The organism is Citrobacter pasteurii (genome assembly GCF_019047765.1).
GTDB lineage: Bacteria > Pseudomonadota > Gammaproteobacteria > Enterobacterales > Enterobacteriaceae > Citrobacter > Citrobacter pasteurii.
This window is the reverse complement of sequence record NZ_CP077262.1, coordinates 3314536-3326299: the sequence shown is the minus strand read 5'-3', so window position 1 is coordinate 3326299 and position 11764 is coordinate 3314536. Positions and strand designations below refer to the sequence as shown.

Here is an 11764-nt window from a genome sequence, read left to right as displayed (position 1 = left end):
GGTCTTGTAGGCCCGGCTAGCGAAGCGCCACCGGGCAGCATAAGTGGAATTACTCCATCATCTTCTCAATGGGCAGCACCAGGATGGAGCTGGCGCCAAGCGCTTTCAGTTTTTCCATCGTTTCCCAGAACAGGGTTTCGCTGCTAACCATGTGCATTGCCACGCGCTGCTGATCGCCGGCCAGTGGCAAAATCGTTGGGCGTTCAGCGCCTGGCAGCAAGGCGATAACGTCGTCCAGACGTTCACTTGGCGCGTGCATCATGATGTATTTAGATTCGCGCGCCTGAATAACCCCCTGAATACGGGTCAGCAGCTTATCGATCAGTTGTTGCTTGGCATCGGCCATTTCTCCGTCACGCTGAATCAGGCAGGCTTTGGAGCGGTAAATGACTTCCACTTCACGCAGGCCGTTGGCTTCAAGCGTTGCACCGGTAGAGACCAGATCGCAGATTGCATCTGCAAGTCCCGCACGGGGAGCAACTTCGACAGACCCGTTTAACAAACAGGATTTGAACGAAACCCCTTTCTGGTCGAGATAGCGTTTGAGCAGATGCGGATAAGAGGTGGCGATACGTTTGCCGTTCAGTGCAGACGGACCGTCCCAGGCTTCGTCTACCGGGGTCGCCAGCGAAAGACGACAGCCGCCGAAGTCCAGACGACGTAACGTAAAGTAACGAGGATCTTCACCCTGTGCCCGGCGGTTGAGCAGTTCTTCTTCCAGCACGTTTTCACCGATGATGCCGAGATCAACGACGCCATCCATGACCAGCCCCGGGATATCGTCATCGCGTACGCGAAGAATATCGATAGGCATATTTTCTGCCATCGCAATCAGGCGCTGGGTGTGAAGATTAATTTTAATGCCACAGCGGGCCAGCAATTCGCGTGAGTCATCGCTTAAACGGCCTGATTTCTGCATAGCTATGCGTAAGCGGGTGTTGTCTAACATTCTTTATTCCTCGTTATCCTGTCTGAATCGGTTTGGGTCACGCACAAAAAAAAGCCCCCGGAAGAAATCTTCCGGGGGCTTTCTCATACGCTCATGCACCGCTGGAAGATTTAAATGTCTCCCAGCACACATCGCCTGAAAGACTAGTCAGGATGATGGTGATGATGGTGATTAAATTGAGCGCGTGTCATAAATTTTCTCGATGAATGCTTATTCATTTAATGTCTTTTAACCTAAACCACTTTAGCCACGGAAAGCAAGGGCTTTTTTTGATCATTAATTCATTTCATATTGATACTATGAATTGTCAGCCACCGTGGGCTGGCGTAGCCTTGGGTTATAGGCCAAAAGTCAGGAGAAAAGGCATGAAAAAGGTCGCAATTGTCGGATTAGGTTGGTTAGGCATGCCGTTAGCCATGTCTCTGGCGGCCAGGGGCTGGCAGGTTACCGGCAGTAAAACCACATTGGATGGGGTGGAAGCGGCCCGAATGAGCGGTATTGAAAGCTACTCGCTGCGCCTGGAGCCTGAACTGGTCTGTGAACCTGACGATCTCGATGCGCTAATGGATGCGGATGCGTTGGTCATCACCCTGCCTGCACGCCGGAGTGGCCCGGGCGAGACGTTTTATTTGCAGGCAATGCAGGAACTGGTCGACAGTGCGCTGGCGTATCGTATTCCACGGATTATTTTTACCAGTTCTACCTCGGTTTATGGTGATGTGCAGGGGACCGTGAAAGAGGGCACACCACGCAATCCGGTCACGGCAAGTGGTCGTGTCCTGAAAGAACTCGAAGATTGGCTGCACAATCTGCCGGGAACGTCGGTGGATATTCTGCGCCTGGCAGGCCTTGTGGGACCGGGCAGACATCCAGGTCGTTTTTTTGCGGGTAAAACAGCACCTGATGGACAGCATGGCGTCAATCTGGTGCATCTGGATGATGTGGTTTCTGCTATCACGTTGCTGCTACAAGCGCCTAAAGGGGGACACATCTATAATATATGTGCGCCTATGCATCCGGCGCGCAATGTGTTCTACCCTCAGATGGCTCGCCTGTTGGGGATGGAACCACCGGATTTCCGGGACGGAGTGGATAACGGTAAAGGTAAAGTCATTGATGGCAACCGAATTTGCAATGAGCTTGGGTTTGAGTACCAGTATCCCGATCCGCTGGTGATGCCGATGGAGTGACAGATCAGCAGAGTGTCGCTGTATACCGCCAGGGGGCGAGTATGAAACCACTGCTGGATGTTCTGATCATTCTTGATGCGTTAGAGAAAGAGGGGAGTTTCGCGGCGGCGTCCGCAAAATTGTTTAAGACGCCGTCAGCGCTGAGTTATACCGTTCACAAACTGGAAAGCGATCTCAATATTCAGTTGTTGGATCGCAGTGGACACCGGGCCAAATTTACCCGTACCGGACAGATGCTACTGGAAAAGGGACGCGAGGTATTACATACCGTGCGCGAACTCGAAAAGCAGGCCATCAAACTGCATGAAGGATGGGAGAATGAACTGGTTATCGGCGTAGACGATACCTTTCCCTTTTCTCTTCTTGCCCCGCTCATCGAATCTTTCTATCAACACCACAGCGTGACGCGTCTTAAATTTATCAACGGCGTGCTGGGCGGCTCATGGGATGCTCTGATTCAGGGCCGGGCCGATATCATTGTGGGTGCCATGCGTGACCCACCCACAGCGAGTGACTTTGGTTTTGCGCGTCTGGGTGTGCTTGAACAAGCTTTTGTTGTTGCCCCCCATCATCCATTGGCGCAGGAACCGGAACCGTTGAGTCGTAGAACGATCAAACGTTTTCGCGCCATTGTGGTCGGCGATAATGCGCATCCCGCGAACGTATCGGCTTCTCAACTACTTGACGATCAGGAAGCCATCACCGTTTTTGACTTCAAAACCAAACTGGAACTGCAGATAAGTGGTTTGGGGTGTGGTTATATTCCGCGCTATCTGGCACAACGATTTCTGGACAGCGGGGCCCTGATTGAGAAGAAAGTTGTCGCGCAGATTCTGTTTGAACCCGTGTGGATTGGCTGGAACGAGCAGACCGCGGGATTAGCCAGTGTATGGTGGCGGGATGAAATTTTAGCAAATAGTGCTATCGCGGGTGTCTATGTAAAAACGGTTGTCGATAATTCAATCGGTTAGGAAAAAATATTTTTTGACAAGGCTCTCATTCTCTTGTCATTTCGCCCTAATTTAGTGCAAAATACGCCGCTTGCAAAAAATGACATTAACCGACGTTTTAATACGCGTCGGTTATTTTTTTGCATCAAACCAATCATTCATAAAAGAGGCCGGGCTTCGTACCGGATAGATACTTACTTAAAAATCGACAGTTGTTGTCGCTGAGGATTAACAAAAAATGGGGCAATTTTTTGCTTACGCGACGGTTTCCGCCGTAATGGAGGATAACCATGTCGCATAACGCTACTCCAAACACCTCTCGCGTGGAATTACGTAAAACGCTTACGCTGGTTCCGGTTGTCATGATGGGCCTTGCCTATATGCAGCCGATGACGCTGTTCGATACATTCGGTATCGTATCAGGAATGACCGATGGTCACGTCCCGACAGCTTACGCCTTTGCACTGATCGCCATCCTTTTTACCGCACTGAGTTACGGTAAACTGGTGCGTCGCTATCCGTCTGCAGGCTCTGCCTACACTTACGCCCAGAAATCCATAAGCCCGACCGTTGGCTTTATGGTGGGTTGGTCATCACTGCTGGACTACCTGTTCGCACCGATGATCAACATTCTGTTGGCGAAAATCTATTTTGAAGCCCTGGTGCCGTCGATACCGTCATGGATTTTCGTGGTAGCACTGGTGGCCTTTATGACTGCTTTTAACCTGCGCAGCCTCAAATCTGTCGCGAACTTCAACACCGTGATCGTGCTGTTGCAGGTCGTGTTGATTGCGGTGATCCTCGGCATGGTCGTTTATGGCGTGTTCGAAGGGGAAGGTGCGGGTACGCTGGTGAGCAGCCGTCCGTTCTGGTCAGGTGACGCACACGTGATTCCAATGATCACGGGTGCCACTATCCTGTGCTTCTCGTTCACTGGTTTCGACGGTATCAGCAACCTCTCTGAAGAGACCAAGGATGCTGAGCGCGTGATCCCGCGTGCAATTTTCCTGACTGCGCTGATTGGTGGCCTGATCTTTATTGTCTCTACCTATCTGTTGCAGCTGTACTTCCCGGATATCTCTCGCTTCAAGGACCCGGATGCTTCACAGCCTGAAATCATGCTGTACGTAGCCGGTAAGTTCTTCCAGGTCGGCGCGCTGATTTTCTCCACCATTACCGTATTGGCATCCGGGATGGCGGCGCATGCAGGCGTAGCGCGTCTGATGTACGTGATGGGGCGTGACGGTGTATTCCCGAAAAGTTTCTTCGGTTATGTACACCCGAAATGGCGTACTCCGTCCATGAACATCATCCTGGTTGGCGCGATTGCCCTGCTGGCAATCAACTTCGACCTGGTGATGGCGACGGCGCTGATTAACTTTGGTGCGCTGGTGGCGTTTACCTTCGTTAACCTGTCGGTAATCTCCCAGTTCTGGATCCGTGAGAAGCGTAACAAGACGCTGAAAGACCACTTCCAGTATCTGTTCCTGCCGATGTGTGGTGCGCTGACCGTGGGTGCGTTATGGGTAAACCTGGAAGAGAGCTCTATGGTTCTGGGGCTGATCTGGGCTGGTATTGGTCTGATCTACCTGGCTTGTGTGACCAAGAGTTTCCGCAACCCGGTACCTCAGTACGATGAAGATATTGCGTAATAGCTTAATCTGACATCGAAAAACCGGAGACATGTTCTCCGGTTTTTTTATTCCGCTGCTTTATTTCCAGCCAATATTAATAACCGTTAGTTCTAAATTAGAGAATTTGGTTATTGGTTCTGAACCAGTTAGTCATGAATAATTTCCTGACTAATATACTTCTGGCTAATTAATTTATGTTTTCAATGATCTTAAGCGGGCTCATCTGTGGCGCGCTGCTTGGCTTTGTCATGCAACGTGGACGATTTTGTCTGACGGGCGGTTTTCGCGATATGTATATTGCGAAAAACAATCGTATGTTTTATGCGCTACTGATAGCCATCTCTGTGCAAAGCGTGGGTGTCTTTGCGCTGATCCAGGCGGGTTTACTCAGCTATGATGCCGGCACCTTCCCATGGCTGGGAACTGTTGTTGGTGGTTATGTCTTTGGCATCGGAATTGTTTATGCGGGCGGGTGTGCTACCGGAACCTGGTACCGTGCAGGAGAAGGGCTTATTGGTAGCTGGATTGCGTTGTTTACCTACATGGTGATGAGTGCGGTGATGCGCTCTACGCATGCGAGCGGGCTGAATCAGGCGCTGAAAAACTACAGTACTGAGCATAATTCCATTGCAGACACGTTGAACCTGTCCGTATGGCCACTGATCGCTATTCTGCTGGCGGTTACAGTATGGGTGGTGGCGAAAGAGCTGAGAAAACCAAAATTGAAAGTCGCTACGCTACCGCCTCGTCGTACCGGCCTTGCGCATATTCTGTTTGAGAAACGCTGGCATCCATTTGTTACTGCGGTTCTGATTGGGCTGATTGCGCTGTTAGCATGGCCGTTGAGTGAAGCAACCGGACGAATGTTTGGCCTGGGTATCACGTCACCAACCGCCAATATTTTGCAATTTCTTGTCGCAGGCGACAGTAAGTTTATTAACTGGGGAGTGTTCCTGGTGCTGGGCATTTTTCTCGGCTCATTTATTGCAGCGAAAGCCAGTCGCGAATTTCGCGTGCGCGCAGCCGACGCACCCACCACGCTGCGTAGCGCTTTTGGCGGTCTGTTAATGGGCTTTGGTGCCAGCATCGCGGGTGGTTGTTCGATTGGCAACGGTCTGGTTATGACGGCGATGATGACCTGGCAGGGATGGGTTGGCCTGGTCTTTATGATTTTCGGCGTCTGGACCGCGTCATGGATTGTGTATATCAGACCGCAGCGTAAGGCAAAACTAACCGCTGCTGCGGCAAATTAAGCGTAAGGATTGGATGATGGCAACTAAAAAACTGGATGTGGTCACGCAGGTTTGTCCGTTTCCACTGATTGAAGCAAAAGCGGCACTGGCAGAAATGGCAAGTGGTGATGAGCTGGTGATCGAGTTTGACTGTACCCAGGCCACTGAGGCAATCCCGCAATGGGCCGCCGAAGAGGGGCACGTGATTACTGATTATCAACAGGTGGGTGACGCCGCCTGGAGCATTACGGTGCAGAAGGCGTAAAGAGGAGCCCTCCGCCGTCTGGCGGAGGGCATTTCATCTTCAGACTATCTCTTGCGCATACTGCCAGAGTGATTTCAGTAGCATCAGCTTCTCTTTGTTGTCAGCGTATTGCTGACTCAATATCTGCAATTCATTCGCGTAATTTTGCAAAAACTCCGGTGTGAATACCTGACGACGATGATCCAGCCAGCGTTGCTGCTCTCCCTCATCCAGTGTCCCGGGGAAATTGCGCGCGCGATAATTAAACAACAGTTTTTCAATGCGCTTGTCGACAAAAGTGATGTCCAGTGCGGGTAAATTGCGAGGTTCGGTTTCCAGAACGATCTTCATTGCGGCGCGGTCGGCATCGCTGAAAAAACCGTTGTATAACTGCGCATCTACGTTATCCGATGGCGCAAAGGGTTCTGCTTCAGCAAAAATAGCTACCACTTTATCGCGCACCTGCGGGTTTTCACGCAGGACTTTAAGATTATCCAGGCAATGCTGGCGGTTAATTCCGAGACGATCGGCATCTTCCGGGCGTAGCGTATTAGCCTGTGCCAGAACCGGACATTTGTTGATATGCACCAGTTTAACCGGCACCGCGGCGTTATCTCCCAGATCGGCTTTGGCGGTGTAAAGACGTGCGCGCAGGGTATCGCTATCCAGTTCAAGCAAGGGAGAAATATCACCGGCTAAGTCGACCATAATAACCGCATTACGATTATCCGGATGCCAGGCGAGCGGGGCAACCCAACTGGTGTTACCTCGCCATGCACCGAACATCCCAGATACATGCACTAAGGGCTTCATTTGCGGGACATCAATCAACGCAGCCAGCTTGTGTTTATTGCGGTGACTGTAGAGATAGTCAAACAGACGCGGCTGACGTGACTTTACGAGTTGCGCCATGGCAATGGTGGCATACACGTCTGCCATCGCGTCGTGGGCATTAGCATGCTCAATGCCGTTGGCGCGGGTCAGATGCTCAAGGCGGAAGCTGGGTAGACCGTCATCGTTTTCTGGCCAGTTGATCCCTTCCGGTCGTAGCGCATAGCAGGCGCGCATCACATCCAGCAAATCCCAGCGAGAATTGTCGTTCTGCCAGCTCCAGGCGTAGGGATCATAAAAATTGCGATACAGGATATTACGTGTCACTTCATCATCGAAGCGCACATTGTTATAGCCGAGGATACACGTTTTCGGCACGGTAAACAGCGCATGGATGCGGGCAGCAAAAGCGGCTTCATTCTCACCCTTATCACGTGCTTCTTGCGGCGTAATACCGGTTATCAGTACCGCTTCTGGTTGTGGCAGATAGTCGTCGGCGGGCTTGCAGTAAAAGACTTCGGGATCGCCAATGATATTGAAATCGCTATCTGTGCGGATGGCCGCAAACTGTGCGGGTCTGTCCAGTGCCGGATGGGTACCAAAGGTCTCGTAATCGTGGAAGAGAAAACCAGGTTGCTGCTTGCCGTCATTCATTGTTCAGTTATGTCCGGGATCAATTTAGCGCTTATCTAAGAATACCAAAAAATAGCGCGGTAATCAGCAACGGGATTATCAATGCTCGGCGGTGGCCGCAATAAAATTGCGGTAAACATGATTAAAATAAAACGAATTAATAGGTTTGGGGTTTTAAAGATATTTCATGAAATAAGGTCATGTTGACGTGTAAGCTTATAAATAAGTTAATTGATAACTATTATTGTTATTTTTACGTTTGTCAGTGCGTTCTGGAAACTTTAAAACTCTTTTATAAACAATAAGTTTTATTCTTGCCGGTTAACGGAATTTCATTGTAATGAAATGTGAGTGAGGTTAAAAATTAATAATTTAAAGGCCATATAATCATTGGATATATCTAATAACAGGAGGTTATATGAGCATTAGTCGGCGTAATTTTTTGCGGGGTGTGGGTATTGGCTGCTCGGCCTGTGCGATAGGCAGTTTCCCACCTGGCGCACTGGCGCGAAATTCGCCAGAAAGTATTAAAGGGAAAACATCCCTGACGCCGAGTCTGTGTGAAATGTGTTCCTTTCGCTGTCCAATTCAGGCTCAGGTGATTAATAATAAAACAGTTTTTATCCAGGGAAACCCTAATGCCCCTCAGCAAGGCACGCGCGTTTGTGCTCGTGGGGGCAGCGGTGTTAGCCAGGTAAACGACCCGCACCGGATTGTTAAACCAATGAAACGCACCGGGCCGCGTGGCAGTGGCGAATGGCAGGTCATTAGCTGGCAACAGGCGTATAAAGAAATTGCCGAAAAGATGACGGCAATAAAAAATCAATATGGGCCGCAGGGCGTTGTCTTCTCCTCTAAATCCGGTTCGCTTTCCGGCCATTTATTTCATTTGGCGACGGCTTTTGGCTCACCAAATACCTTTACGCACGCTTCAACTTGTCCAGCAGGTAAAGCCATTGCCGCCAAAGTGATGATGGGTGGGGATTTAGCAATGGATATCGCCAATACCCGCTATATGGTCTCTTTTGGACATAACCTGTATGAAGGGATTGAGGTTGCCGATACGCATGAATTGATGACCGCACAAGAGAAGGGCGCGAAGATGGTCAGCTTCGACCCCCGGTTGTCGGTATTTTCCAGCAAGGCGGATGAATGGCATGCGATTAAACCGGGGGGAGACTTACCGGTGCTGATGGCGATGTGCCACGTCATGATTACTGAAAAATTGTATGACGCGGAGTTCGTTGAACGCTACACAACAGGTTTTGACCAACTGGCAGAGGCGGTACAAGAGGCCACGCCGGGATGGGCACAAAAGTTGGCCGACGTGCCTGCGGATGTCATTACCCGGGTAACTCGAGAAATGGCGGCCTGCGCCCCCCATGCGATTGTCAGCCCTGGTCACCGTGCGACTTTTTCGCAGGAAGAGATCGACATGCGGCGCATGATTTTCACCCTCAACGTGCTGCTGGGAAATATTGAGCGCGAAGGCGGCATGTACCAGAAAAAAGCCGCTGCAACCTACAATAAGCTGGCAGGAGAGAAGGTGGCTCCGGTGCTGGCGAAACCGGATGCCAAACTCCCTAAGCCAACGGCGCAGCGTATTGACCTGGTCGCGCCGCAATTCAAATACATCGCTGCGGGCGGTGGGGTGGTGCAGAGCATTATCGATGCTGTGTTAAACCAGACGCCTTATCCGGTGAAAGGATGGATTATGTCCCGGCATAACCCTTTTCAAACTGTGACCTGTCGGCCGGATCTGGTCAAAACCGTTGAGCAGTTGGATCTGGTGGTGAGCTGCGATGTCTATTTAAGCGAAAGCGCGGCCTATGCCGATTACCTGTTACCTGAATGCACCTACCTTGAACGCGATGAAGAAGTCTCTGATATGTCGGGGTTGAATCCGGCCTATGCGCTGCGCCAGCAGGTCGTTGAGCCTATTGGTGATGCGCGGCCAAGCTGGCAAATCTGGAAAGAGCTGGGCGAGCAACTGGGTCTTGGACAGTACTATCCGTGGCAAGATATGCAAGTACGCCAGCTATATCAGCTCAATGGTGACCATGCGTTATCTGCTGAACTGCGCCAGAAAGGGTATCGGGAGTGGGGCGTTCCACTGTTACTCCGTGAGCCTGAATCGGTACGCCAGTTTACTGCGCAGTATCCGGGAGCAGTGGCCGTTGACAATGATGGTACGTATGGCGAACAACTCCGCTTCAAATCCCCATCCGGAAAGATCGAACTTTATTCCGAAGAACTGGAAACTCTCCTGCCGGGCTATGGTATTCCGCGTGCACGCAATTTTGCGCTCAAGGCCGATAATGAACTCTATTTCATTCAAGGCAAAGTCGCGGTTCACACCAATGGCGCGACGCAATATGTTCCATTACTCAGCGAGCTGATGTGGGATAACGCGGTGTGGATCCACCCGAAAACGGCTGGAGAAAAAGGGATTAAAAGCGGTGATGACATCTGGCTTGAAAATGCGACGGGTAAGGAGAAAGGCAAAGCGCTGGTCACTGCCGGTATTCGACCCGATACGCTGTTTGTCTATATGGGATTCGGCGCCAAGGCTGGCGCGAAAACCGCGGCGACAACGCATGGGATCCACTGTGGCAACTTGCTTCCGCATGTGACCAGTCCGGTTTCCGGCACGGTGGTTCACACCGCTGGCGTTACGCTTCGTCGGGCATGAGAAAGGAGAACATCATGAATCAGTCAACAAATCCGTATGTCATGCTGCATGACGAGAAACGCTGTATTGGTTGTCAGGCGTGCACAGTTGCCTGCAAAGTTCTGAATGACGTGCCAGAAGGTTTTAGCCGGCTGCAGGTGCAGATCCGCTCACCGGAAAACGAACCTGAGGTGCTGTCTCACTTCCAGTTTGTCCGCGTCTCCTGCCAGCACTGCGAAGATGCGCCTTGTGTCAGCGTCTGTCCGACTGGCGCTTCGTTTCGGGACGAAAACGGCATTGTGCAGGTGGACAAGTCCCGCTGTATTGGCTGTGATTATTGCGTTGCCGCCTGTCCGTTCCATGTGCGCTACCTGAATCCACAAACAGGAATTGCAGATAAATGTAACTTTTGCGCAGACACCCGTCTGGACGCTGGACAATCGCCTGCCTGTGTTTCCGTATGCCCTACGGATGCGCTGAAGTTTGGTCGCCGTGATGACCCTGAAATTCAGCACTGGATTCTTCAAAAAGAGGTTTACCGTCAGCAGGATACGCGTAGCGGTGCGGTGAGTATTTTTCGGCGTAAAGAGATTCATCAGGAGGGAAAAGTATGAATTCTATCTGGGGAGCAGAGCTTAATTATGCGCCAGACTACTGGCCGCTGTGGCTCATTTATGCCGGCGTAGTCATTCTGTTGATGATTGCCGGTCTGGTGATGCATGCACTGCTGCGTCGAATGCTGGCACCCAAAACGGCAGCCGGAGAAGAGCACCGTGACTATCTCTACTCACTGGCTGTCCGCCGTTGGCACTGGGGAAATGCGCTGCTTTTTATCCTGCTTCTGCTCAGCGGTTTGTTCGGCCATTTTTCTATCGGACCGGTAGCGCTGATGGTGCAGGTGCACACCTGGTGTGGATTCGCATTACTGGCTTTCTGGATTGGCTTCGTCATGATCAATGCCACCAGCGGCAACGGTAGTCACTATCGTGTGCAATTCAGCGGGTTGATAACGCGTTGCCTGCTGCAAACGCGTTTTTATCTGTATGGGATAATGAAAGGTGAGGCACATCCGTTTGCGGCAACAGCGGAGAATAAATTTAACCCCCTGCAACAGTTAGCCTATCTGGCCATCATGTATGCGTTGGTTCCGTTGTTAATCATTACCGGGTTGCTCTGTCTTTACCCGCAGATTATAGGCGCCGGGCCGGTGGTGCTGGTGCTGCATATGGTGTTGGCGATTGTTGGCATTCTGTTCATTTGTGCACATATTTACCTGTGCACATTGGGTGACACACCGGGGCAAATCTTTCGCAGCATGATTGACGGCTATCACCGTCATCGCAGCCATCATGCAGAAACAGCATCACATAAAGGCTAATCCTGCGCGTTTTTTGCAGGAGAAGTCCGTCTGACTTTCTTCTTTAACAGCA

11 protein-coding genes, 1 pseudogene and 1 other annotated feature are annotated in these 11764 nt (G+C 51.1%); of the genes and pseudogenes, 9 read left to right on the top strand and 3 right to left on the bottom strand.

From position 1 onward, the window contains the following. Positions 1-49: 49 nt before the first annotated feature. Both hisG and hisL read right to left on the bottom strand, forming a co-directional pair. Positions 50-949, bottom strand: coding sequence for an ATP phosphoribosyltransferase (hisG, locus tag I6L54_RS16375; RefSeq protein ID WP_005128078.1), 900 nt, complete (start codon positions 947-949; stop codon positions 50-52). 45 nt (positions 950-994) lie between these two features. Then, positions 995-1117: a sequence feature (His leader region), on the bottom strand. After that, positions 1093-1140, bottom strand: a complete 48-nt coding sequence (hisL, locus tag I6L54_RS16370; protein ID WP_101741515.1) for a his operon leader peptide — start codon at positions 1138-1140, stop codon at positions 1093-1095. It overlaps the preceding feature by 25 nt. 174 nt (positions 1141-1314) lie before the next feature. Between hisL and I6L54_RS16365 the strand changes: the two genes are divergently transcribed. The 6 genes and pseudogenes from I6L54_RS16365 (at position 1315) to tsuB (ending at position 6220) form a co-directional block, all read left to right on the top strand. Next, positions 1315-2139: an SDR family oxidoreductase gene (locus I6L54_RS16365; RefSeq protein ID WP_040231914.1), complete on the top strand. Its 825-nt coding sequence runs from the start codon at positions 1315-1317 to the stop codon at positions 2137-2139. A 41-nt stretch (positions 2140-2180) separates the two neighbouring features. After that, positions 2181-3165: pseudogene (locus tag I6L54_RS16360) on the top strand (LysR substrate-binding domain-containing protein). A gap of 162 nt (positions 3166-3327) precedes the next feature. After that, positions 3328-3390, top strand: a complete 63-nt coding sequence (yoeI, locus tag I6L54_RS24635) for a membrane protein YoeI (RefSeq protein WP_101741514.1) — start codon at positions 3328-3330, stop codon at positions 3388-3390. Continuing rightward, positions 3380-4741: a putrescine/proton symporter PlaP gene (gene plaP, locus I6L54_RS16350; protein WP_040231916.1), complete on the top strand. Its 1362-nt coding sequence runs from the start codon at positions 3380-3382 to the stop codon at positions 4739-4741. The genes yoeI and plaP overlap by 11 nt, the downstream gene beginning before the upstream one ends. A gap of 176 nt (positions 4742-4917) precedes the next feature. Then, positions 4918-5976 (top strand): thiosulfate utilization transporter TsuA/YeeE, encoded by a 1059-nt coding sequence (gene tsuA / locus I6L54_RS16345; RefSeq protein WP_040231918.1) that lies wholly within the window; start codon positions 4918-4920, stop codon positions 5974-5976. A gap of 16 nt (positions 5977-5992) precedes the next feature. Continuing rightward, positions 5993-6220: a thiosulfate utilization sulfurtransferase TsuB/YeeD gene (tsuB, locus tag I6L54_RS16340; RefSeq protein ID WP_005128065.1), complete on the top strand. Its 228-nt coding sequence runs from the start codon at positions 5993-5995 to the stop codon at positions 6218-6220. Between the two features lie 39 nt (positions 6221-6259). On the opposite strand, the gene sbcB is transcribed toward tsuB, so the two are convergent. After that, on the bottom strand, positions 6260-7684 hold the full coding sequence (gene sbcB, locus I6L54_RS16335; protein WP_005128063.1) for an exodeoxyribonuclease I: 1425 nt from the start codon (positions 7682-7684) through the stop codon (positions 6260-6262). Between the two features lie 397 nt (positions 7685-8081). Here sbcB and phsA point away from each other — a divergent pair, with 397 nt between their 5' ends. From phsA to phsC, 3 genes are read left to right on the top strand one after another with little or no spacing between them, the layout of a single operon-like run. Further along, complete coding sequence (gene phsA / locus I6L54_RS16330; protein ID WP_040231919.1) at positions 8082-10355, top strand: thiosulfate reductase PhsA; 2274 nt, start codon at positions 8082-8084, stop codon at positions 10353-10355. Between the two features lie 14 nt (positions 10356-10369). Next, positions 10370-10948, top strand: a complete 579-nt coding sequence (gene phsB / locus I6L54_RS16325) for a thiosulfate reductase electron transport protein PhsB (protein ID WP_005128061.1) — start codon at positions 10370-10372, stop codon at positions 10946-10948. Then, the gene (phsC, locus tag I6L54_RS16320; RefSeq protein ID WP_005128058.1) at positions 10945-11712 is read left to right on the top strand and encodes a thiosulfate reductase cytochrome B subunit; all 768 of its coding nucleotides are present in this window, start codon (positions 10945-10947) and stop codon (positions 11710-11712) included. Before phsB ends, phsC begins: the two co-directional genes overlap by 4 nt. Positions 11713-11764 lie beyond the last annotated feature (52 nt).

Bases quoted from the DNA above. Each gene is read 5' to 3' on its own strand.
- I6L54_RS16365 (WP_040231914.1), top strand. From the start codon at position 1,315: ATGAAAAAGGTCGCAATTGTCGGATTAGGTTGGTTAGGCATGCCGTTA.
- sbcB (WP_005128063.1), bottom strand. From the start codon at position 7,684: ATGAATGACGGCAAGCAGCAACCTGGTTTTCTCTTCCACGATTACGAG.
- tsuA (WP_040231918.1), top strand. From the start codon at position 4,918: ATGTTTTCAATGATCTTAAGCGGGCTCATCTGTGGCGCGCTGCTTGGC.
- plaP (WP_040231916.1), top strand. From the start codon at position 3,380: ATGTCGCATAACGCTACTCCAAACACCTCTCGCGTGGAATTACGTAAA.
- tsuB (WP_005128065.1), top strand. From the start codon at position 5,993: ATGGCAACTAAAAAACTGGATGTGGTCACGCAGGTTTGTCCGTTTCCA.
- phsC (WP_005128058.1), top strand. From the start codon at position 10,945: ATGAATTCTATCTGGGGAGCAGAGCTTAATTATGCGCCAGACTACTGG.
- phsA (WP_040231919.1), top strand. From the start codon at position 8,082: ATGAGCATTAGTCGGCGTAATTTTTTGCGGGGTGTGGGTATTGGCTGC.
- hisG (WP_005128078.1), bottom strand. From the start codon at position 949: ATGTTAGACAACACCCGCTTACGCATAGCTATGCAGAAATCAGGCCGT.
- phsB (WP_005128061.1), top strand. From the start codon at position 10,370: ATGAATCAGTCAACAAATCCGTATGTCATGCTGCATGACGAGAAACGC.